Origin of the sequence: Muricauda sp. SCSIO 65647, from assembly GCF_021534965.1 — a bacterium.
In the GTDB taxonomy this organism is placed as follows: domain Bacteria; phylum Bacteroidota; class Bacteroidia; order Flavobacteriales; family Flavobacteriaceae; genus Flagellimonas_A.
Genome location: NZ_CP091037.1, coordinates 1773946 through 1797615, shown reverse-complemented (window position 1 = coordinate 1797615; position 23670 = coordinate 1773946). Strand labels below are relative to the sequence as shown.

The 23670-nt window shown below is 43.3% G+C and carries 21 protein-coding genes; 12 read left to right on the top strand and 9 right to left on the bottom strand.

Features of this window, described 5'->3' with window-relative positions; all coding sequences use genetic code 11:
• Positions 1-440: 440 nt before the first annotated feature.
• On the top strand, positions 441-3347 hold the full coding sequence (locus L0P89_RS08025; protein ID WP_235267885.1) for a hypothetical protein: 2907 nt from the start codon (positions 441-443) through the stop codon (positions 3345-3347).
• Positions 3344-4426, top strand: a complete 1083-nt coding sequence (locus tag L0P89_RS08020; protein ID WP_235267884.1) for an ion channel — start codon at positions 3344-3346, stop codon at positions 4424-4426. Before L0P89_RS08025 ends, L0P89_RS08020 begins: the two co-directional genes overlap by 4 nt.
• A gap of 79 nt (positions 4427-4505) precedes the next feature.
• On the opposite strand, the gene L0P89_RS08015 is transcribed toward L0P89_RS08020, so the two are convergent.
• From L0P89_RS08015 to L0P89_RS07995, 5 genes are all read right to left on the bottom strand, one after another.
• Positions 4506-5234 (bottom strand): LytR/AlgR family response regulator transcription factor, encoded by a 729-nt coding sequence (locus tag L0P89_RS08015; protein WP_235267883.1) that lies wholly within the window; start codon positions 5232-5234, stop codon positions 4506-4508.
• Positions 5231-6262 (bottom strand): sensor histidine kinase, encoded by a 1032-nt coding sequence (locus L0P89_RS08010; protein ID WP_235267882.1) that lies wholly within the window; start codon positions 6260-6262, stop codon positions 5231-5233. Before L0P89_RS08010 ends, L0P89_RS08015 begins: the two co-directional genes overlap by 4 nt.
• Before the next feature lie 37 nt (positions 6263-6299).
• A complete protein-coding gene (locus L0P89_RS08005; RefSeq protein ID WP_235267881.1) occupies positions 6300-6641 on the bottom strand; it encodes a DUF4907 domain-containing protein in 342 nt (113 codons plus the stop codon).
• 85 nt (positions 6642-6726) lie between these two features.
• A complete protein-coding gene (locus L0P89_RS08000) occupies positions 6727-7746 on the bottom strand; it encodes a Kelch repeat-containing protein (RefSeq protein ID WP_235267880.1) in 1020 nt (339 codons plus the stop codon).
• Positions 7739-8617: a DUF6268 family outer membrane beta-barrel protein gene (locus L0P89_RS07995; protein WP_235267879.1), complete on the bottom strand. Its 879-nt coding sequence runs from the start codon at positions 8615-8617 to the stop codon at positions 7739-7741. The genes L0P89_RS08000 and L0P89_RS07995 overlap by 8 nt, the downstream gene beginning before the upstream one ends.
• Positions 8618-8860: 243 nt before the next feature.
• Here L0P89_RS07995 and L0P89_RS07990 point away from each other — a divergent pair, with 243 nt between their 5' ends.
• The 7 genes from L0P89_RS07990 (at position 8861) to L0P89_RS07960 (ending at position 18437) form a co-directional block, all read left to right on the top strand.
• Positions 8861-10189 (top strand): DUF4270 family protein, encoded by a 1329-nt coding sequence (locus L0P89_RS07990; protein WP_235267878.1) that lies wholly within the window; start codon positions 8861-8863, stop codon positions 10187-10189.
• A complete protein-coding gene (locus L0P89_RS07985) occupies positions 10179-11441 on the top strand; it encodes a hypothetical protein (protein WP_235267877.1) in 1263 nt (420 codons plus the stop codon). The genes L0P89_RS07990 and L0P89_RS07985 overlap by 11 nt, the downstream gene beginning before the upstream one ends.
• 154 nt (positions 11442-11595) lie before the next feature.
• Positions 11596-12534, top strand: coding sequence for a DUF6268 family outer membrane beta-barrel protein (locus tag L0P89_RS07980; RefSeq protein WP_235267876.1), 939 nt, complete (start codon positions 11596-11598; stop codon positions 12532-12534).
• On the top strand, positions 12524-12883 hold the full coding sequence (locus L0P89_RS07975; RefSeq protein ID WP_235267875.1) for a hypothetical protein: 360 nt from the start codon (positions 12524-12526) through the stop codon (positions 12881-12883). Before L0P89_RS07980 ends, L0P89_RS07975 begins: the two co-directional genes overlap by 11 nt.
• A gap of 2 nt (positions 12884-12885) precedes the next feature.
• Positions 12886-13992 (top strand): efflux RND transporter periplasmic adaptor subunit, encoded by a 1107-nt coding sequence (locus L0P89_RS07970; protein WP_235267874.1) that lies wholly within the window; start codon positions 12886-12888, stop codon positions 13990-13992.
• A gap of 10 nt (positions 13993-14002) precedes the next feature.
• Positions 14003-17149, top strand: a complete 3147-nt coding sequence (locus tag L0P89_RS07965; protein WP_235267873.1) for an efflux RND transporter permease subunit — start codon at positions 14003-14005, stop codon at positions 17147-17149.
• Positions 17136-18437 (top strand): TolC family protein, encoded by a 1302-nt coding sequence (locus L0P89_RS07960; RefSeq protein ID WP_235267872.1) that lies wholly within the window; start codon positions 17136-17138, stop codon positions 18435-18437. The genes L0P89_RS07965 and L0P89_RS07960 overlap by 14 nt, the downstream gene beginning before the upstream one ends.
• A 62-nt stretch (positions 18438-18499) precedes the next feature.
• Here the strand turns inward: L0P89_RS07960 and L0P89_RS07955 are convergent, their stop codons facing one another.
• Positions 18500-19660 (bottom strand): phosphatidylserine decarboxylase, encoded by a 1161-nt coding sequence (locus L0P89_RS07955; protein WP_235267871.1) that lies wholly within the window; start codon positions 19658-19660, stop codon positions 18500-18502.
• A 106-nt stretch (positions 19661-19766) separates the two neighbouring features.
• Between L0P89_RS07955 and L0P89_RS07950 the strand changes: the two genes are divergently transcribed.
• Positions 19767-20102 carry a winged helix-turn-helix transcriptional regulator gene (locus L0P89_RS07950; protein WP_235267870.1) on the top strand — a complete coding sequence of 112 codons (336 nt, stop codon included), beginning with the start codon at positions 19767-19769 and terminating at the stop codon, positions 20100-20102.
• A gap of 2 nt (positions 20103-20104) precedes the next feature.
• Positions 20105-20650 (top strand): DinB family protein, encoded by a 546-nt coding sequence (locus tag L0P89_RS07945; protein WP_235267869.1) that lies wholly within the window; start codon positions 20105-20107, stop codon positions 20648-20650.
• Positions 20651-20691: 41 nt separating this feature from the next.
• On the opposite strand, the gene L0P89_RS07940 is transcribed toward L0P89_RS07945, so the two are convergent.
• Positions 20692-21360: a hypothetical protein gene (locus L0P89_RS07940; RefSeq protein WP_235267868.1), complete on the bottom strand. Its 669-nt coding sequence runs from the start codon at positions 21358-21360 to the stop codon at positions 20692-20694.
• Positions 21361-21747: 387 nt separating this feature from the next.
• On the opposite strand from L0P89_RS07940, the gene L0P89_RS07935 reads away from it, so the two are divergent.
• A complete protein-coding gene (locus L0P89_RS07935) occupies positions 21748-22269 on the top strand; it encodes a helix-turn-helix domain-containing protein (RefSeq protein ID WP_262911467.1) in 522 nt (173 codons plus the stop codon).
• Here L0P89_RS07935 and L0P89_RS07930 read toward each other — a convergent pair.
• Both L0P89_RS07930 and L0P89_RS07925 read right to left on the bottom strand, forming a co-directional pair.
• A complete protein-coding gene (locus tag L0P89_RS07930; RefSeq protein ID WP_235267866.1) occupies positions 22266-22586 on the bottom strand; it encodes a hypothetical protein in 321 nt (106 codons plus the stop codon). The two genes, L0P89_RS07935 and L0P89_RS07930, sit on opposite strands and share 4 nt — an antisense overlap.
• Before the next feature lie 340 nt (positions 22587-22926).
• A complete protein-coding gene (locus tag L0P89_RS07925) occupies positions 22927-23670 on the bottom strand; it encodes a succinate dehydrogenase/fumarate reductase iron-sulfur subunit (protein ID WP_235267865.1) in 744 nt (247 codons plus the stop codon).

Genomic DNA, 23670 nt, shown 5'->3' with positions numbered 1-23670 from the left:
ATTAATGGTTTTTGTACTGATTGCCCTTTTATACGTAAAAGCAGTCTGTGGTTGCCTAAGCCTAATGGCTTTGTTCAGGTTCGTTGCAAAAGCCCAATATAATGAATCTCATGGTACTTATCAAAGAATGGAAACAAAAGAACAAAAACCCATAAACGACTCGTTTCGTGTGATTTAGCTATTCTCAATTTTGCCATTGTGGCCGCATGTGGCAATTGCATGTTTTGCTGCCCACAATAAAAGGCCATTAATCAAAAAATGGTCGTATTCACTATCCCTTTTCCCACGGCCAATACCAATGTTCAGGTCAAACGATGGTACGGTCTGCCACACCAATGATCCGGGTCAAAATATCAATACTGTTGGCATTTGAACCATTGCCAAAAAAAGCGCGTTGCCCCCACATTTCTTTTTTTCATATCTTGAAAAGGTGACCGACCATGAAATACCACTGTTCCATATTGTTCTTTGTAGCCTTACTGACCAGTACAGTTCTATTTGGCCAAAATTTCAGGTACACTTTCTATGATGGGGATCAAACCCCCTTTAAAAAAGTGAACCAGACCTTGGAAGACAACAAAGGTTTTATTTGGATCGCCTCTGACAATGGCCTGTACCGCTTTGATGGCCAAAACTTTCAAGACTTCAACCTGTCACTGAAAAGCAGGCATATTCGATCTATTGTTTCCAAAAATCAAGATACTGTCGTCTTTTCAAATGACTCGGGCATCTTCAAGCTATATTACGAAGAAGACAACGCCATAATTGTTCCCCTTGCGGCCATTGGTGAGGGAACAGAAATAGGCTATGCCGATCATCTGTTCATAGATTCCAAAAAGCATCTTTGGGTAAATTCTCCTGAGGTGGGCATTGTGAAAATTGATTCAAATGGTACTATTCTTGACAAATACCCCTTGCCAAAAAGACATGACCACATCTTTTTTGGTGAAGATGGAAACCAGACCCTATGGGCCCTTGCGTCAAATGGAAGTCTTTTCATCTTCGACAGCTCGATAAACACTTTTATCAATATTTTAAGGTCTGGCGACGTAAGACATTTTTTTGTGGGTGAAGATTACCTCTTTTTGGTGGGCGCTAAAATTGAAAGGTATTCGATCAAATCAGGAAACATCTTGAAAAAGCAGAATGAAATCATCAGCGCCGATTTGGTCTTTGACCAAATCGGGCGTGATTTGGCAGGCACTTTTTTTGTTGCCTCAGGTGAATCGTTGTTCACCATTCTAGAAGATGGCAACAGCCTTCAAAAAGTATTTGGCTCAAACGATCCGCATAGGGTCGAAGAGCTTCCCTTTCAAAAAATCAATAGCATCGGTTTTTCTTCAGACCAGCTTCGTAAGGGCGGAAAAATATGGGTCGGTTCCTCCACTGGCTTGGGGCTGTTGCAGACCAACTATTTCAAGGCTGTAGATGGCATGCCCCATGACAATGTGTTCAGTATTGCCACAGGTATTGACCATAAAGTATTGATCTCGCAGGGAAACCTCTTTCAAGTAGATGTGAATAAAAACACCAAGTCGTTCAGTACTATTTCAGGGGCAGACAGGGTAACGGGCATGGGCGTTTATGATAAAAAAAGCTACTATGGCACCGCCAATGCCGAAATTGTGGTTTTTGAGAAACAACAAAGACGGCACACTTATGATTTGGACAAAAGAGGAGGAGGGGTGTTCTTCATGTCTGCCGATGCTTTTGGTGACATTTGGTTTTGCCAGGCCCCATCTGACAAGCCTTTGAGGGGTGTGGGAAAATTGCTATCAAATGGCCAGCTCAAGTTCTATGGGGCCGATGAAGGGCTGAATTCTCGAATTCTTGTCGTCAGGGAAGGAGGTCGCTCAGAGATTTATGCTGCCGGCATAGGAGCCGACTCCTATCTTTTCAAATACGACAGAAAGGCCGATGCTTTTGAGAGTAAAAGCTTGCCTTTGCCCCCAGACGTAAGCACCAATTTTGAGGTGCATGACCTTTCTATTGATTCACTCGGAATTGTTTGGATGGGAACCACAGATGGCCTGCTCAAGTACGATACCGAAACCGTAAAGCGGGTAGACTTGGGACCGTTTACATCAAATGAGATTCGTGCCGTGCATGCCCTTGGCAACAGCGGGGTTTGGATGGCCACCGATACCGACGGCCTTATTTATTTATATCCATCGGGCCATTACGTACAATTTGACGAAGAAAGTGGTACTCCCTCAAAGATAGCCTCATACCGATGTCTTTCCATGGATGAAAACGGAACGCTTTGGGTAGGTACCGCTGAAGGTGCCGTTCACTCGACATTGGTCTGGCCAAAACCCCTTGCCGCCGCCCCTCCCAGAATTACAAGTGTCCATATCGACAACAATCCCGTAGACTTTTCAGGGTTGTCACTATCTAATAAAGAAGAGGTGCAGTTTGGGCTGGCCACCATTTCTTATCCTGCGAAAGGCATCCAATACCAATACAAAATGGTGAGCCGATCACTCTCTGAAGAAGCCTCAGAACATGCACAATGGTCAGCGCCTTTCAGGGAGCCCAGTATGCGTCTGAGCGACCTAACATCGGGGCAGTATACTCTCTTCATCAGGGCCAAAAGACCAGGGGGTTATGGCTGGAGTGACCCTATATCGATTCCAATGGTGGTCAAAAAAGCTTGGTACACCACTTGGTGGGGAACGGGTTTACTTTTGGTAATGGGCATGATTGCCTTTTGGTACATTACGTATCGATGGGGTCGGTCAAAAGCAAAAAATCTCTCTAGCGCACTCTCTCAAAAGCAAAAGGCCCTTGAGGACAAACAGGCCCAATTGACCGCCAAATCAGATGCCTTGGCACATAGAGAAAAAGAATTGAAAAGTACCGGCACCAATCTTTATATGTTGAACCGGCTTTTGCTTCAGCTCCCCAAAAATGAACCTTGGGAAAAAGTATTGCCCGTTCTGAAAAAATTGGTAACCCTGCCAACAGGCCTCGATGCCTTTGAAATTGGTTTTGTAAAAACCAATGAAGTGCATTTCAAGGGCTATGGTCGAAAAGGTGCGCTTTATCATGAACGAAAAGAAGAGTTCAACGAAAAAGAGAACTTGCAAAGCTATGCCCTATCCGCCGATACCCCTCTGCTGATCAACGACCATGAAACCGAAGCCATCCAATATATAGGCAGAAAAGACCCCAAAGACCATGCTTCCTTATTATTGGTGCCTTTTAAGCAACTAGATGGCGCTGATGCCATTTTTTGTGCCTATGCAAAAGAGAAGGAAAGGTTTTCGCACAGAGATTTGACCCTCATACAGGTCTTGGTCAAATTTCTTTCAATGACCGTAACCAACCAATCGAATTCAACGTGACTACAAAATATAACATAGTGGTTTTTCTAATGATGTTGATGATGGGCATTGTACGGGCACAAATGGCCAACGATACGCTAAGAGTGGGTGTATTTACGAGTCCCCCATTTGTGATCGTACAAGAAGACAAAGACCATTCTGGTCTCTCGATCGATTTGTGGGAACGTTTGGCCACCGAAATGAATGTTCCCTACAAGTACATTCGGTTCAGTGATCCGGTTGAGGTCATCAGGTCGTTGGATTATGGCGATTTGGATATCGGCATCAACCCATATTACAATACCCCATTGCGGATGGAAAGGTTCAACGTTTCACAGCCCTTTCATGTGTCGAGTGTCGGGGTGGCCATCACCTCATCGGCCCAGAGCCAGTTCCAGATTTTTGTAAAAAACTTTTTTTCGAAAGATTTTTTAAACGTTGTGCTTTTGTTACTGGTGATCTTACTTTCTTTTGGCACCATTCTCTGGTTTGTAGAGCGAAGGGCCAACAGGTATCAGTTTCGTCCCGGTATTTTAGGGCTATTCGATGGTCTTTGGTGGGCAGCGGTGACCATGACCACGGTAGGTTATGGTGACAAAGCCCCAAAAACCAATGCCGGAAAGACCATCGCCATTATTTGGATGTTCACGGCCGTCATCATCATTTCAAGCTTCACGGCCACCATTGCCTCTACCCTTACCGTTAATAGCCTCGAGGGGCAGGTGAACAGTCTAGAAGACCTTAAGGGGGTAGAAAGGGTCGGGGTCGTTGGCAGTAGTTCTGGCGCAGACTTTTTACAGGCCCAAGACATACAGCCCTTTCAGATCTATCGTTCTGCCGAGATGGCCCTTTTGGCGCTGTCGCACAAAGAAATAGAGGTGTTGGTCCATGATAGAACCACTCTACAATACTTGATAAGAAACAGACAGATGCAATCTAATGTTCAGCTCTTACCTCTCACTTTCGAAAAGCAATACCGTAGTTTTATCATGCCGAAGGCACACCCTCAATTTGATGTGATCAACCGTTTGCTGGTGGCTGAAACACGAAGTGCTGATTTTAAAGAGCTTATGGCGGGCTATAATCTTGCCTTGGATTGATCGGAAATAGTTAGATCGGGTGTTTTGAGACAGCGGTAAATCTATTTTGTCTGGGAAGCCTTTGTTCTTTCACTTAAGGTCATTGCAGCCCGATTCTTCTCATCAAACCCTCTCTAAAACTTTCACCTATTGGAATCCTCTCACCGTGCATCAAGATTTTGCTCTTTTGAATAGAATCAATGCTGTTTACGTTTATGATATATGATCGATGCACCCGTATAAAATCATTGCTTGCCAGTTTATCTTCCATATCCTTGAAATTCATCAGGGTAAGAATAGGCTTGCTGTCGATAACATTGATCTTGAGGTAATCTTTAAGTCCTTGTATGTACCTTATATTTTCTAGTTCAATTTTTACATTTCCGTAATCAGATTTCACGAAAATGAATTTGTTATCATTCATAAGGCCATCTGCTGAAGACACATTGCCCGTTTTTTGATGCGAACCGACCTTCAATGCAATACGTTCTTTTACCCTGTTGACCGCTTTGACAAAACGCACAAAGGGAATTGGCTTTACCAAATAGTCGATCGCATTGAGGTTAAACCCCTCAATCGCATATTGCGGATATGCCGTAGTAAAGATGAAGTGAGGTTTCTTGTCCAGTGATTTCACAAATTCTATGCCCGATATCTGCGGCATTTGAATATCCAAAAAAACCAAATCAACTTCTCCGCTCTGCATTATCTCCACAGAATCTAAAGGATTGGTATACGTGTCAAGCACTTGAATGCCGCCAACCTCTTCACAATAAGACTTGATGATCCCCAAAGCCAAGGGCTCATCGTCGATGATAATACAATTCATGCCGTTAGATTTAGTTCTAATTGTACGCTATGGAAACCGTTCTTCTTGTCAATTTTCAGGAGATGGTCATTGGGATATAAAAGATCGAGTCTGTTTTGAATATTGGTTAGCCCAATACCTGAGCTCAGTTCATCTTTTTGATAGGCTCCAATTCCATTTATCACTTGAAAAAACAAGCTATCATCAAAAATTTGGATTTTGATGTCTACATACGTTTTTCCCTTGAAATCGGTTCCATATTTAAAAGCATTTTCGACAAAGGGAATCAACAACAAAGGGGATATTTTTTTATCTGAGTACTCTCCTGAAATCTTTAGTTTGACATTCTCACTATTAGACAATCGATACAATTGCAGATGTACATAGTTCTTTATATACTCAATTTCCTTGGCCAAAGGCACTAGATCTTCTTGGGCTTCGTACAACATATAGCGCATTAATTCAGAAAGTGTTATCACCGCTTCAGGAGCCTCATTCGAACCATTTCTTACCAAAGAGTAAATACTGTTCAAAGAATTGAAAAGAAAATGTGGGTTCAATTGGGCTTTTAGAAACTGTAGTTCGGTCTCTTTGCTCTGTACCTTTATCTGGCGATTGATCTTATCTCTTTTGTAGTAGTCTTTGGCAAGCCCCAGAACCGCCCCGAGCATAAAGAAAGTCAATGACATGATAGAAGAGAAAAAGTGAGGCATTTTTCGTAACCTGACCATATCACCTTTTTCAAGAACCGATCTGAACCTTTCGATTGGAGGGGCAAAAGGCATCATTGAATTTGCCACTAAATTGAACAAAATCAAAACCAAGATCGAGCTTATCACATAAAGAAGCGTTTTCTTTCTCAAGAGAAGAATCGGGACCAGTACAAGATAGTTTAAGTAGAGTAGCCCTAAATTGAGCAACATTCTGTAAAACATTCCAAATTGTACTTCTCCCAAGTCTAAGTATGAAATACTCAACGGAAAGGAAAATATGCAAATCCAAGCAATGATATGAATCCAGTACTCTTTTATTTTTTTGACCTTTAACAATGTATCCCAAGTTTATAAAAACAGAAGATACTCTTTTTTAAAATGTTATTCCCAGCTTATACAAATCGTCTTTTGAGATTGTCGGTGACTTACCGCTCTTCAATCGCTCAAGAACCAGACTACCCGTTTTCTTGGCATCTCTTTCCGTGATAAAAAATCGTTTTTCAGAGATGCTGGGTATAAATTTCTGACGAAGGGCCAGATGGTTTTCAAAATATATTTCATAGTACCAACCATCATTGACCGTATCTTCCATGACTTCTAGACGGTATCTATCATCGTCAAGATCTTGCTGGATTTTTTTGTCTGAAAAATATCCTATCAAAACCATCACCAATCCAATGATGAAAAGGGCGGTTATGTGTCTTCTCTTCACCATTCACAAAATAGTACCGGTCTCCCAAACCCTGGAAAACCGGTACCCCCACTTAAACAAAATACTCAACGAAGTCATGAAAAAAGTGCTAATCATCCTCATCTTCTTCTTGGTCAGGAAAGAATTCCCTATTGTCATCAAGGTAAAGCGTACCACTGCGACCCAGTGCCAAAAAGGCCCGGGTGCCATTGTAAAATGCTACCGCCCCTTGTCTAGTGGCTCCTTCATATTCTGTCTTTTCTTCCCAAAGGTCTGTTGATGGGTTATATTCCCAGACATCTACCGATGCGCCAAAACCAGCATCCCCTGTGGCAAAATAGCCTTTGTCCCCTATGCTGAAGCCAACGGCATTGTTCCTTAGTATAAAATTGTCATCATCATCGTCCAGGTCAAGTAAGGAGCTCCATTGTTCAGAATCCATATCAAACACCCAGAAATCTTCTTGGTTCAGACCATTGGAGATTCCTGTACCAAAATAGACCTTGTTTCCAATGGTGAATGTAGTGGCATCCCTTCTTTTGTTGCCGCCGAAGCCCACTATTTCAGTCCAAGAATCCGTACCTGGGTCGAACTTCCAAAAATCCTTTTTGTCATTGTCGCCATCGAAGCCGCTGCCCACGTAACCATGGGTTTCAGAATTGAACCCAACAGCGCCCCTACGCGCAGAACCGGAAAAAGGCGTAATGCTGTCCCATGTATTTGAATTCACATTGTAGCGATAGAAGTCACCCAGTTCATCGTCACCATCATACCCAAGCCCAACATAACCATTTCCCTCAATGGTAAAGGCTACTGCAGAGCTTCTTGGAACACCCGGAAAACTGGCCAATTGTGACCAAAAATTACCCTCCATATCATATACCCATACATCGGTTAATCGGTCGTCTCCATCAAAGCCAGTGCCCATGTAGCCCAGATTGCCAATGGTAAAGGCAAATGCTCCACTTCTTGGTGTACCATCAAAAATGGATCGGTCAACCCAGTTTCCGATATTTTCATCGTCTTCATCATCACTTGAACAGGATATGAAAGACATCGCCATAAAAAGAGGAAGAAAAATCTTCAAAAGATTCTTATTCAATCTTGTAAGGTCTATTTGATTACTCATCAGCAAATAGTTTTAAGTTATATGTTAATCCCATAGTAAAATAGATTGTCTCGTCAGCATTGAAGTCATATAAGACATTGGTGTCGCCATCTTGCAATTGCCATGTATTTGACAAAGAGAATCCGACCCGCGCATGGGTCGTTATATTGGGCTGCAATCTATACTTGTGGCTCAGGCCAATATCAAGCCCCGTAAAGGCTAACTTCGAGCTATTGTATACCTGATCGTAGACCATTGGCATGCCCTCTGAAGAATTGTTGAAATACAGTCCTTCCAAAACCGCAGAAGCCAAAAAAAGATGTCGCTCGCCCACTCGGGCATTTACGCTTGAACTTGGAAAACCAATAGTGTACCCCCATGTATCATATCCGTCAAATTTCATCGAGACCGTTGGCAACAATCTAGGCTTGCCCAATAGCGTATTTTGTTCAAGGCCCATGGTAATCGAATATTCTCCTTTCTGGCCCTTCCACTGCTTTGTTAGATTTGCCCCATACATGAAGAAAAAATCCTCATTCGACATAGATGCGGAAAAATTTGAGGCGGCCCTGGGCATGAAGCTTACATTGAGCGTCCAGTTTTTCTTTAATTTTTGTTGCCAACCGATTTGAAGGTCTACGGAGTGCAGATCCTCAAACGCTGATTCATCAATATCTGATAGTCCGAAATAGGTAAAGTCATCACTTCTGTACATAGTTGAGAGCGCGATGTCGGTCTTTGATCCAAGTTCAATAATGTAGTTTGCCCTAAAATGCATAGCGTTCCATTGGTGGTTTCCAAAACTGGGCATAGTTCGATAATCAAATCCTAGGGTATTGCCGCTTTCAACATTTTGCGACAATACTTCTGACGATATAAAAAGCAATGCCATCAATACCAGATATCGATTCAACATTTAAAATTTGTGCCAAAACTAAACCCAAGCTTGATCGTCGTTAAATAAATTATACCGATGCCAGAATTTTTTATACCAAATAGGTCATTTTGACTACCGGAACCTTTACTATACCTGTAGGTAGATATGTCTTGTTTGTAGAGAGATTTTGCCCGTAGGTATAAAAATGTTCGACTACCAGAGGCATACCATTTTCTTTGCTGAAAATTAATTCACCACATGGGGAGATTAGCTGTTGCATCACTTATCTGTTTGTTAGTGGCCGCCTGTTCAATTGACAGCAGTGAAATACCGACATTGGAAGTAGGGCAAGATTTCGTCAACTCAAACATTAGGGTAATCGTACTCGACACCTTTGATCTACGCATGAGTACTTTTCGGTTTGATAGCATAAATAGTTCAGAAAGCATTCGGTTGCTCTATGGACAATATATAGATGACTATTTTGGAACCGTAAGGGCAGAGCCTTACTTTGAATTGGTGGCCCCCGTGGTAGAATCGGTGACTGGACCTTACGATTTGCCCGAAGATGCCGAGCTAGATAGTGTCGCCCTTATTTTGGGCTATGATGGCTACTCCTATAACGATACCACTAGGCTTATGCAAATCAATGTGCATCGCCTATTGGAAGATGTCACACCCGAAGAAGGCTTTTTTTATAATACCAGCAGACTAAAATTTGATTCGGTACCGATTGCATCAAGATCATTTGAGCCAGAACCGATTGATGAAGATTCCCTGCACATTTCATTGCCTTTTGAATTTGGTCAAGAAATTTTCGAAAAGATAGCGGAAAATGACATCAACAACAATCAAGATCTCAGGGATGTGCTGAACGGTTTGACGCTTCAACCCAATCTCGATGAGAATGGCAGCGTAATAGGATTTTCAAAAAACCAAGAGAACACTTATCTGCGCTTTTTTTATTCCGTTCCGGAGGAGTTTGAGGACTCTGAGGAGACCTTAGACTTGGTTATCAATCCATTTCCTGAAAACCCCGTTTCCTTCAACAATATAACTACCAAAGGCAGTCCATTAGACAGTCTTGTCGACCAAGAGGATGAACTATTTTCAGACACCATCGATGATTTGGCCTTCATTCAATCTGGCACGGGATTCGCCACAAAAATAGTCTTCCCAACGATTAAAAAACTCTATGATATTCCGGGTACCGGAACCATCTTGAACGCCCAACTTGAAATCAAGCCGCTGAAAGTAAGCAATACAGGAGACACCCCTGTGCGTGATACCCTGAATACAGGAATATTGGACCGAAACAACGTGATTGCACAAGAAATCATAACCGGGATCGGAGCTGTACAAGGCGTGATCGTGGGTGAAGAGGAAGAATTTGGAACCGTCCGATATGAAATACCCATTGGAATATTCTTGGATGGCAAGTTGACCGAGGAGCGGGATACCGAAACCTCTTTGGTGCTCTTCAATGAAGATTTCAATGCAACGGTCAACCGCGTGGTGCTACAAGGAGAATCCAACTCTGATTTTGAAGCCAGGGTAATCATAACATACGCCATCTATGATGAGTAGGCACCGTTATTTCTTAATGCTTCCCCTTTTATGCTCTTTGCAGGTCTTGACTGCCCAGACCAACAACTTGACAGGTTCGCCCTACTCCCTTTTTGGACTTGGTGTGAACAGCAACTCCAATGTAGGCATCAATAGTGCCCTGGGCAGAGGTGGGTACGCGCTGAGCGGTGCATCGCTCATAAACAATCTGAACCCCGCTTCATATGGCGATCTAGGTGACAAAACCTTTATCTATGACTTCGGTTTTCTAGCCGAATTGAGCGCCATTTCAAATCGAAGCTCTACCGAAAATAGGCTGGCCGGCAGTTTTTCCAACATCGCGATCGCGGCCAACTTAGATGCCAAAAGCGCATTCGGTCTCTCAATCGTTCCTTTTAGCGATGTCGGCTACTCCCTAATCGGTATTGAGAGCAATATTGAAGGTTCTTTAGAAAATTTCACGGCTAATGTCTTTGGGTCTGGGGCACTGAACGACCTAAGGTTATCATATGGCTACGGAGCGACCGATTATTTGCGTTTTGGATTTTATGCCTCTTACCTTTTTGGGTCTATTGATGAACGTGAGCTTGTCTCAGGACCTGGATTTGCGAATGAGACAGGGCTCAATATTGAGGAGACCAATTATTACAACGGTTTGAGATTCGGCCTAGGACTTCAGATCGAACCGGTTTCTGATCTGGTCTTGGCGTGGGGTGTAGATTTGCCCACAATCTTATCTGGAAGCCAAGATAGAAGAATACAGAGAACTCTTGATTTTGCGCCTTCGGTGGTGGAAGACGAACAAGGTTTGGACATTGATGACTTTAAATTGCCAATGAAAATAAACACAGGGCTCTTATGGCAGCCCACAGAGGGCTTGGGTATTTCAATGGATTATTCACTTGCCTTGTGGAACGCCACCGAACAAAAAGATAATGTTGGAGAATATATCGATGAGGAAGAATACGCAATTGGCTTACAGTATGTCCAAGATGAAAATAGTTATTTGTTTTCTAAGCGAATACAATATAGGGCCGGCTTCAATTACAATACCGGTTATCTGGCCATTAACGATAACCCTATAGACTCTTACACAATCACAGCGGGCCTGGGCATACCCTTGGGCAATAGAACCCTTTCAAGTCTCAATATCTCATATGGATTTACTGCTCGAGGCGCAACAGAAGGCATCTTGGTAGAGGAACAAATCCATACACTGAACGTCAATCTTTCGTTGAAAGACTTTTGGTTCCTCAAACGAAAAATAGAATAAGGTTTTGCCTATAAACAGGCAGAATTCCTCTACGAAACCCAAGATATGGGTTGATGGAAAGAAAACTGAAGTTGGTATAGGCAATCATTTGGGCGGTCTATTAATCTTGTTTACAGCATTGTGCATGCAATAGTTTTGAAAAAAAACCAAGAGTGTGAAAAGGTACATATTGCTACTGGTATTGCTTGGGTCGTTTAAATGCTTTAACCAAATGCCCATAATGGTAACCCCCGGTGAGATACAACCCGTGTCCATCCAATATGGATTTCTGCCCGATCTGGGCGGTACCGAGATTACCAATTATCGTATTGATTTGAATATGGCCCGACCCGTGGGCAAAAGTATTATTGGATTTAATATAGGATACCAATATTATGATTTCGTCTTCGACGAATCAACCAATGTGATTGACTTGACCACCTACGAAAATATGCACGTGGCCAGAGTCGGTCTTTCGTTTATCAGACCCCTGAAAAATTCATGGGGGCTGATGCTTATGGGTGGTACCTCGCTAATGTCGAATCTAGGCAACGGTGTGGGCTCTGAAGATTTTGTGTTCAATTCCATAGGTGCCGTGACCAAAAGATGGGGAAATTTTGACCGCAATACCGTATTGATGTTGGGCGTATTGTACGGTACTCAGCTGGGAGAGCCCACTATTTTGCCTGCTGTTTCATTGCGACAGAAACTGAACGAACATTGGAGCTATTCCCTCGGATTGCCCATCACCGGGATCAATTACAGCATCAACGATAGACACCTTTTCACGGCCTCGTTGATGCCAGAGGGCCTATTTGGCAATAACTCAAACGAGGTGGCCGTCGAGGGCAATCGAATACTGACCAACACCAAACTTCAATTTAACGGCATCAATGCCAGTTTGGCCTACCGTCTAAAATTCGCAAAAAACTTGGCCCTCACGGTAAGGGGTGGCTTTGTTCCCGCGGCCACGCTCAAGGTACTGGACGATGAAAGTGAAGAAATCTATGACTTAGATCCAGGAAGCGGAGCCTATTTCAGAGTAGGCCTGAACTTGGTTCTGAACAGAAAACAATTGAATAAAAACAAAAAATCTGATGATGATGAACAGTAAACTAGTATGGGCAGCACTTCTGCTCTTTGTAATGCAATGGGGCAATGCCCAAAAGATGGATGCTCAAAAAATGGCCGACTATCAAACGGAGACCATGACCGAACAATTGGATTTGAGCGAAGAGCAGCAAAAGCAAATAGCTGAACTCAATCTTGAGTATTCCGAAAAACAGGCGACATTGATGAACCAAGAAGGCTCTATGTTCAGCAAAATGGACGATATGAAGCAAATCGCCAAGGATAAAAAAGCGGAACTCAAAAAAGTACTCTCTAAGGAGCAAATGAAAAAGTATGAAGATGATGTAGCGCCTATGATGCGCAAAAAAATGCGCAAAAAAATGCGGTCATAGCAATGAAGCGAACCTACGCTGTTTTAATTGGTCTCGGTATTCTCGTATTAGGTGTTTTGGTGGTTGTGGCATTCATGGGCAGGGGTGCCGAAAAGAATGTGGCAACCAAAATGAGAGAAGAAAAGCCCTTGGTTTCAACGACATTGGTAGCACCACAGTCCATGCCCTACGTTGTCTCTGCCACGGGCACACTTTCAGCAGTGCAAAACATAGAATTGTACAGTGAGGTGCAGGGCGTGCTCTTGCAGAGCCGACCACTTTTTAAAGAGGGCAACAGCTTTGGCAAGGGGCAGACCATTTTACAAATCGATAATGCCGAATACTTGGCACAACTGCAATCGAGCAAGAGCAGTCTCGTCAGCCAGATAGCGGCCATGTTGGCCGACATGGAAATCGAATTTCCCGAAGCGGCAAAAAAATGGGAGCGATACCTCAAGAATTTTGATATCAACAGAAAACTGGAGCCACTGCCCCAATTTTCATCAGATGCCGAAAAATTCTTTGTTACGGGCCGTGGCATCACCCAGACCTATTTCAATGTGAAGAACCAACAAGAGCGGCTTTCAAAATATTACATCACTGCTCCGTTTGATGGGGTGGTCACCGAAGCCAATGTAGACCCCGGGACCTTGGTACGGAATGGTCAAAAACTAGGGGAATTTATTGATAATTCGGTCTACGAACTGAAACTTTCCATTCCGGCAACAGAAAACCGGTACCTCACCATTGGCAAACCGGTTCGCCTTGGTCCACTAAAGGGCAATGCCACGTACAAGGGGGCCATTAGCCGTATCAATCCAAAAATCAACCAACAGACCCAGACGATAGAAGTGTTTGTCAAGGTAAGAAACCCAAACCTAAAAGACGGCCAATACCTCAAAGCAGAAATATATGGAGAGAAAATCGATGGGGTAGTACAAATTGAAAGCAGTTTATTGGTCGAAAACGATCATGTCTATATCGTGGTCGACAGCACTTTACAACTACAAAAAGTGGCCCCCTTGAACTATGTGGGCGACCATGTGATAGTGAGCGGATTGAAAACAGGCACCATTCTAGTGATAGAAACCATCGGCAACGCCTATCCGGGTTTAAAGGTTACCTATTAGCCCAAAGTATATGAGAAAGTTCATCGGTTACTTCATCAAATATCCCGTTGCGGTAAACATCTTTATCATCGGTTTTTTGATTTTCGGGTATCTGGGCTATCGGCAGCTAAACTCTTCTTTCTTTCCCCTGTCTGACCCTAGTAGGATTACCGTTTCGGTTTCTTACCCCGGTGCTTCACCAGAAGAAGTGGAAGAAGGCGTGGTGGAAAAAATCGAACGCAACCTGAAAGGGGTTGAAGGGGTAGACAGGATCACTTCGGTTTCCCAGGAAAATGTAGGTACGGTCATTGTGGAAGTGCTCACTGATTTCGACATCAATCTGGTGTTGGATGAGGTAAAAAATGCGGTAGACAAGATTTCTTCCCTTCCATTAAGTGCCGAACCGCCAGTCATCGAAACCTTAAAACCGACACGGGAAGCCATATCGTTCGTGGTCACGGGCAAAAACGTTCCCTTGAGCATTTTGAAGGAAACCGCCCAAGAAATTGAAGAAGATTTATTGAGGATTGATGGTGTCTCACAAGTAGCGCTCTCAGGCTTTCCCGATGAGGAAATAGAGATTGCCGTGACCGAAGAAATGCTCAGGAGCTATAGCCTCACCTTTGAAGATGTTTCCCGAGCGGTCGCCAGTGCCAATATCTGGATAACGGGCGGCTCCATCAAAACCCAAAAAGAAGAGTACCTGATACGTGCCAACAACAAGGCCTATTATGCTGAAAACTTGGGCAATATCGTCGTGAAATCGAGTGTTGATGGTGGCAAGGTGTACCTGCGTGACATTGCCAAGGTACGCAACACCTTTAGCGAAACCCCTGACAAAATAAGTCTTAATGGGCAGCAAGGCATCAATATTTCCATCACCAATACCAATACCGAAGACCTTATCGGCAGTGTTGAGAAAATTCATGAATACATTGATGAATTCAACGCAAGTCATGATAATCTTGAACTGGTAGTCACCATAGATTCATCAGAGGCCATCAGCGATCGTATTTCACTGCTGCTAGAAAATGCCATTATTGGAATGCTGTTGGTATTACTGCTACTTTCCTTCTTTCTACGCCCCGGGGTAGCCTTTTGGGTAGCGTTCGGGTTGCCCATTTCGTTCTTCGGAATGTTCATTCTGTTGCCACAATACGGGGTCACACTCAACATGCTATCGCTCTTCGGAATGATTCTGGTCATCGGTATTTTGGTCGATGACGGCATTGTGATTGCCGAAAACATCTATGCCCGATACGAAAAGGGCGATTCGGCGATCAAGGCCGCCGTCAATGGCACCATGGATGTGATCGTGCCCATTCTTTCAGCGATTGCCACAACTATTTTGGCCTTTTCGGTCTTCTTTTTTCTCGATGGTCAGATAGGGGCCTTTTTCGGTGATATTGCCATGGTCGTGGCATTGACACTTGCCGTTTCACTAATAGAGGCACTGTTGATACTGCCCGCACATTTGGCACATTCAAAAGATTTGAGCGGTAGGGGAAAAACCTACAGGTTCAACGAATGGGGCGACCAGTTCATGAACTATATGAGAGATAAGATATATTCCCCTGCCCTTCGCTTTACCTTAAAGAATAAGTTCATATCGTTCTGTATCATTCTCTTCATGTTCATTGTCACCATGGGCGCCTTTGCCGGTAAAATCATCAAACTTACCTTTTTTCCAAGCACTGCCAGCAACCAGATACGCATCACCCTGAATACACCACAAGGCACCAATGAACAGATGACCGATTCGCTGGCCACCTATGTTGAAAACAAGGTTTGGGAAGTAAATGGGCAACTGGGCGAAAACGAATTGGGCGGTGACCATATCCTGTCAACGGTAAAACAAATTGGGCCCGGAAGCGCTGCTTCCTTGATTACGGTAAATCTCTCCCCCAGTGAGACCCGTACATTGAGCTCTCCTGATATTGCCAATAAGATCCGTGAGGCGGCGGGCACACTTCGCGGAGTGGAAAAACTGAGCTATAATTCAGGTGGGAATGTCGGTGGAATGCCTATTTCCATCTCACTACAAGGCAAGAATTTTCAGTATTTGGATCAAGCCAAGGAACTTGTTTACAGCGAACTCCAAAAAAATCAGGATGTCAAGGATATCGTTGATTCCAGCCCTAAGGGCATCAAGGAAATACGACTGCAGCTCAAAGAAAATGCCACCTTGCTGGGCCTGACCCTGAACGATGTGATGGCCCAAGTACGCAATGCCTTTTTCGGCAATGAGGTACAACGCATACAACGTGGTCAAGACGAGGTGAAGATTTGGGTACGGTATGATGAAAAAGACCGTTCGAGCATCAATAACATCAACACGATACAGATTTCTACCCAAAACGGCCGGATTCCCCTTTCAGAAATCGCTACCTATCAAATCGAACGGGGTGAAGTGGCCATCAACCATTTGGATGGAATTCGTGAAATCACCATTGAGGCAGATTTGGCCAATCAGAAAGCAAGTGCAACAGCGATCATGGCAGACCTTACTACCCGTGTGGCTAGAATGGTCGGCGAAAAATATCCAGGGGTAGTCATAAGTGCCGAGGGACAAAACAGGGAAGTGAACAAAATATCAGCTTCAGCTGCAGGTATCTTGCCCGCCGCCATTTTTTTGATCTATGTGACCATTGTATTTGCCTTCAGGTCATACAGCCAGCCCTTTATTCTTTTGGCCATAGTGCCCTTTTGTATCATTGGGGTGGCATGGGGGCACTGGCTGCATGGCTTTCCGATGAGTATCCTGTCTTATCTCGGTATCATCGGATTGATCGGTATCGTGGTCAATGATGGCCTGGTCTTTACTGGGCGATTCAACAGTTTTCTTAAGGAGGGATTGAAATTTAACGAGGCCCTTTATGAAACCGGAAGGGCGAGGTTTAGGGCCATTTTCCTTACCTCGATCACCACTATTGCCGGGCTTGCGCCACTGATGCTGGAAAGAAGCCTACAGGCACAGTTTCTGATTCCCATGGCCATTTCCATTTCTTACGGAATTGCCGTGGCGACCTTATTGACCCTTTTTTTACTGCCCATCTTTCTTTCCGCATCAAATAGCATCAAAGTAAAGGTGAAACAATTGATCACAGGAAAAAAACCAACACGCGAAGAGGTAGAACGTGCCATCAAAGAATTAAAGATCGACAATGTTGAGATATAGTTTCACGATAGTAAGTTTGTTGGTGGTGACCACGGCAGCGGCACAGAAAATGTTGACCGTTGATGAAGCCATGGCCATAGCCGTGGCAAACAACCACGACCTGCGCATCGCCAAGAACAATACAGAGATTGCCGATATCGAGGCCAGTACGTTTAACAGTGGTTACCTTCCCAGCTTAAGTGCAAGTGGTGGTGTGAGCTATTCAGATGAAAACCAGAGCGTAACCTTTTCAGATGGTAATTCTACATCGATAGATGGTGCGGTAACCGAATCGTACAACGCCTCGATTACCACTGAATACCTGATTTTTGATGGGTTGGTACGCAAGTTCACCCAAGATAGAAATGAGGAAGCGCTTACGCTGGCACAACTGCAAGAACGGCAAAAGATTGAGAACACCATTATCTCGATTTATGAAAACTATTTCAATGTGGCCTTTCAAAAACAAGTGGTGGAGAACCTGAAGTTGAACATTGAAAACTCAAAAGACCGCTTGGTGCGGGCACAAAAACAGTTGAAGTATGGCCAAGGCACCACTTTAGACGAACTCAATGCCAAAGTGGATCTCAACAACGACAGTATTTCTTATACCGAAGCGGTTCGCGACCTAAAGAATTTAAAACGTTCGCTAAACCTATTGCTTGGTAGGGGCATTACCACAAGCTTTGAAATCGACACGACCGTGGTCTTTGTGCCCGTCTTGGAGGAGCAAAGAATTTTAGAATCTGCAGAAGAAAAGAATATTCAGGCCGTTTTGGCAAAACAGAACGTGTTGCTCAGTGAATTGGACATCAAAATTAGCAAAGCACAATTTTTGCCCAAAATAAACGGCAGCGGTTCGTATCGTTGGAACGAAAGCCAAAACCCACCCACATCTTTTGCTTTGGCCAATGAGTCATACGGGATCAACCTGGGCCTAAACCTCTCGTGGAACATTTTTGACGGTAGTTCGGTCACCCGGGTAAAGACCTCGAAAATCACCAAACAAAATCGCGAGATAGAATTGATCAAGGTGAAAGACCAGCTCTTGACCGATGTGCTGAACGCCTATGAAACCTACAACATTGCGCAATATGCACTACAAGCAGAAAATAAGAACCTTGAAACCAATAGGCTGAATTTTTCAAGAACCCAAAGGCAATATGGCCTTGGGCAAATCACTTCGATAGAGTTCAGGCAGGCACAGATAAACCTCTTCAATGCCAGAAACAACCATGCAAGGGCAAAATACGACTTGAAGCTAGCCGAAGTGACCCTATTGCAACTTGGGGGCGTATTGATCAATTAAAGTATTCAATATTTCCGCCCCCCGTTAGGCTAGAACCAAAATCCGATAACCCAAAAACAAACTTATTTCGTGCCAGAAGCTGGTTTCAGCATTCCAATTTGCTGCCCCTGCCTCACATCAACGGCGCTAAGAACCCCTTTTTGAAAAATGAGCAGTACAGTAGAGCCCCCATAGGCAAAATAACCGATCTTATCGCCTTTGTAAATCTTTTCGGGCTTAACGTCCCTTACTTTTTTAAAGCGCTCCTCAAAAACAACAGAGCCTATTGTCTGCAAGCCGATGGGTATCATGCCCACATAACCAAAGTCTTTTGTGTCGATGACCAAATAACCATGCCTGAAATTTTGAAATACGCTATAATCCTTATTATAAGCAATGTTGCCGTTGTTTATGATATCCAATATGTCTGGCATACCGAAAAGCCTGTCCCCTGCCTTTTCGTCAGACTCAACCACCGTTCCTGAAACAGGTGAATGGTAATGGTGATAGTTATGGGGTCTCAAAAATACGGCCAAGGCCGTTCCGCCCACAAATTGCTCGGCATACTTTGAATTGCTCAATAAAGCGTTGAGACTTAGCGTCATTTTGCCCTTTGTAGGAATCTGGGTGTCAAGTTTCAAATCATTGTTGATCATGTTGATAACCCCATCGGCAGGGGAAACCAGCACGGCATTATCTTCAATGGCATCTATTGTTCGCGCCCCAGGTTTCAATTCTCTGGTAAAAAAGTCATTAAACGATTTGTAACCTTCAAATGGCATTACAAAATCGCTATGTTTTATGGATGAATCGTTCAACCAAACTGCAATGCCCTTGGCCGATTCTGGGCTGTCCATAAATTTTCCCCTCTCTTCGATAAAATGGAGTCCCCAGCTGTATCCGGGTTCCTCTAAAATAAATTTCATACCATGGGGATTGTGGTAATAGAGCATTGAGAACTCGATTATCTTATCCAATCCGTTTTCGGTGTTTGGCAAAAAAAAGTGCCATTCGTTCAAAAAACCGTAGAGGTCTTCTACGTTCTTGTTTCTCCAAGGGTTGAGTGTACCATCGGGCAAATCTTGAAGGTTTTCAAACATATCATCCACTACTTTCTGAAAATCTTTGTTCGTGGCATACAATTCTCTGAGTTTCTTTACTGGCGGGCTCACTGTTTGTGAGTGCAGCATACCGGCCGTGAATAATGCGACCGCCAACGAAATAATAAAATCCTTAACTCTCATAATCATCATTTTAAAAATTGACTAGCATAAAAATCAAAAAAAGGTTACTACATATTTTGTAGCAAAGCTACACATTTTATATATTTGCTACAAAAAAAGTAGTAAGATGGCATTACCTTTACCTGGCAACCCTGTAAGAGGATCAAAATCTGGTCAGCCCGTTATGGCTCTCTTAGACCTATTGGGGCGTAGTTGGGCCATGGGTATTATCTGGCATTTGAACCACGGACCCAGCACGTTCAGAAAGTTACAGGAATATTGTGAATCTATATCGCCCACCACTTTGAACACTAGGTTAAAAGAGTTAAAAGAGTCTTTTTTGATTGAAAGGACCCTGGAGGGATATGCGCTAACACCCTTGGGCAAAGAACTGTACGAACTGATAGAACCCTTGGGCATGTGGGCCAGAAATTCATGGGCCAAAAACTTTGACAAAGAGTAACTATGAGAACGATACAAAAACCACTTCTAGGGGAATATCCCGAGTACTCTAAAATCTATATGGATTTACTGGAAGATGATGGAAAAGTGCTGGAGCATTTATGGGCCAATTTTCTAAAAATAAGGGAGTATGTCCATGCGCTTCCCGAAGAAAAGCTGTATTACCGATATGCCGATAACAAATGGACGATCAAGGAAATTCTGGTACACCTTATCGACGATGAGCGCATCTTTTCTTACAGGGCCCTGCGCTATGCCAGAAATGATGATACCCCGCTCCATGGGTTTGACCAAGATGTTTATGCCAAAAGCTCGAATGCGAACGCAAGGTCGTTGGAGAGCATTTTTGATGAATACGAAACCGTGCGAAAGGCGACCATTTCTTTGTTCAAAAACCTACCTGAGGAAAGCTTTACAAGAAAGGGCTGTGGTATTGAGCATGATGGCAGCATAGTCAACGAGCGCTCGGTTAGGGGCCTCGCCTACCATATCGCAGGTCATGAACTGCGGCATTTCAATATCATCAAAGAAAGATATATGGATCGGTAGTACTTTAAATTTGCCCATCTAGAGGTCATATCGTCATTCCCTTATGTCTCCAAGCCGATTAACAAAAGGTCTCCATCTATAAATCTTCCGTTTTTCAAATCATAGATAATGGGGTCTTGATTTTTTTTGGAAAGAAAATACAGTCCCCAAAAATCAAAATACCCCCCGATCGCTTTAATTTGCTTATCGTTTTGTTTGTCTGGCGAACCGTTGTTCCCTTTCTTCTCAAAGACCGGGATGAATATTTCTAAGGGCATTTCGAGCAACCCCTTGGTGAAGTGTACAAAATTTTGACTCAATGACCGCAAAATGGCCCCTAGCTGATGGGAAATACTTTGTGCATGTATTTTGCTTATAATCAATGAAGTATCGAGCATATTAATGTATATTTCGGCAATGTCGACTGCCCCATGGTTCAATTGGTGCAATTGCATAAACGCCCTTTCAAATGGTGGTTGTTTTACTCGATTTCCTGTATGTAGTCCGCCCCAATTGCCCATGTTCGGGTGAAAAAGGGCATTGATCAGATTGAAATTACAGTGCAGTTCAATGACCAGATTAAAAACTCGGTCAGTATCGTTTTTGCAAGTTATCGTGGTGTTCGAAAAAAAAATTTTGTCCAAACTTTTGTGAAAAGAGTCCAAGCCCACTACTTGATGCACTTCTTTCCGGTCATCGGGCCCACTGTCAGACTTTCGCTTTTGCATCATTAAGATTTGCCTTCATTACGCTTTTGAATCATGGTATTCAATGGCAATGCCAGATTTGCCTTTCCTTGTTCCCTTCCAGATCCATCGAAATACTGTGAAGGGACTGCTACAAATAAAATTTGAACGTGATGCTAAATAAGATGAGTCCATTTCCATTGCATGGCCCGCAATGGTTTTTGCACTAATAACCCCTTTATTTATTTCAATCTAATTTCAAATTCATTCCTATGATTTTCATAGTGTTGATATTTAGATGGTTAGTGCAATCTTTTTCTTTTTCGGCAATATTATAAAGATTGATGTAATAAACTATATTACTTATATTAGTATTAAAAATATAGTAAAATTGCATATAATACAAGCGCAGTATACTATTTTGAGATATTTATGGGTGCATTTAAAAAAATAAAGAAAGCCAGACAAGAACTGGGGTTTACACAAACTGATATGGCAAAAGCCCTAGGACTTTCCCAGAACAATGTATCAAAATTGGAGTTAGGACAAAAAAAATTTATTCCAAATAAGTATATTTTGTTTTTAATGGAAAAGGGATATGACATCAATTCAATTTTCAATGACAAGCTACCGTTACAAAAGCTTCCCAAGGGCAATGCTTCATCGAATAATGATTTGTCGTTTAAAGACAAGGTCATACGGTTTTTGGGACTCCCGGATGAAACCGCCCTGGACGAATTTTTGAACCATATTGATGCAGCCGATGGTGTATCACAACATCCATTGGAAAAATTGTTCCTCATGGCATGGGAAAAAAAATACTTGAGCAAATTCAACAGTTTGGTGCGGCAAATGGAAATCTATGAAGAAGAGGTTTTCGAACTCGCCCCCGAACGCATAGAGGCGGTACGCAAGAAAATAGAAGAAAACGACAACGGGAAAGGGGTCGTTTAATGCAACGTTTCCACCCCTTTGACATGATCCAATTTCAACTGTAGCATGCTACGGCAGAGGCGAATGATCTCAGCGTCTTTTTCCCTTAGCTTTGAGCCCAAATAATTTACGGCCCATACGGTCAGCTTTTTGTGTTTGATGGCCTTGGCCTCTACATTGACATCAAAAGAATATACGTGGTTGAAATAAGAGGCAAGGCGGTTGTAGACCACCCTCTCGACCCTGGGCGTGGTTCTCTTATACTCCATAAGCGATGCGGTGAGCTTTTCTATGCCTCCAAAACCATCTATTCTTTTGACAATTTCGTCTCTGAGCATGTGCTATTTTTTTACAGCTGAATATAGTAATTCTCTTGCTTTTTTGAAAGTGTGACTATTAAAATCAAAGGGTTTTTGTACAATTTTTTATACCGAATCTTCCTGTTTTGATGGGGAGACAAATCTTAATGTTGATTTTCACCCGGCTATGATATCGCCTACGTCAGCGAGTACCATACACTATCATCCGTGAGAAATATTGGGCCATCTCCCTTGTCCTATTTTAGCTACTTACCTTGCATTTACAATAACTTATTTTAAAGTGGTTCATAAGCATAACCTTGGGGGGTTTGGAAACCAAACATGGCAATCTTTGATCTACCCCAAAATATGGTTTTGTTCAATCGAACCATTTGGCCTTGGCCCTTCGGGCATTCATTTCGGCGATGTTGAGAATGGAGATTCCTTCGGGGCATTCTACCTCACAGGCACCTGTGAACGTGCAACTGCCAAACCCTTCGAGCTCCATTTGCCGGGTCATTTCCAAAACCCGTTTTGAGGCTTCTTGTTTGCCCTGTGGCAAGCTGTTCAAATGATTGACCTTGGCAGCGGTGAAAAGTGCCGCCGATGAATTCTTGCAGGTCGCCACACAGGCCCCACAGCCAATACAGGCAGCAGCGTCCATGGCCTTGTCGGCCACTTCCTTTCCGACCAGTATGGCGTTGGCCTCAGGGGCGGTTCCGGTCTTTGCCGAAATATAGGCCCCTTGTTCAATGATATTATCGAGGGCAGAGCGGTCTACCACTAAATCTTTTATGACAGGAAAAGCGGTGGCTCGCCATGGTTCGACCACAATGGTCTGCCCATCGGTAAAACTGCGCATGTGCAATTGGCATGTGGTCATATGATCATGTGGCCCGTGTGCCCTTCCATTGATGAACACTCCACATTGTCCGCAGATACCTTCCCTGCAATCGTACTCATAGGCGATGACCTTTTCATTACGGGCCACCAAAAGCTCGTTGAGATAATCCAACGCCTCCAAGAAAGACATATCTTCTGTAAGCCCATCTACTTCGTATGACACAAAATCACCTTTACTTGCTGCATTGTCTTGTCTCCATATTTTGAAAGTGACCTTCAT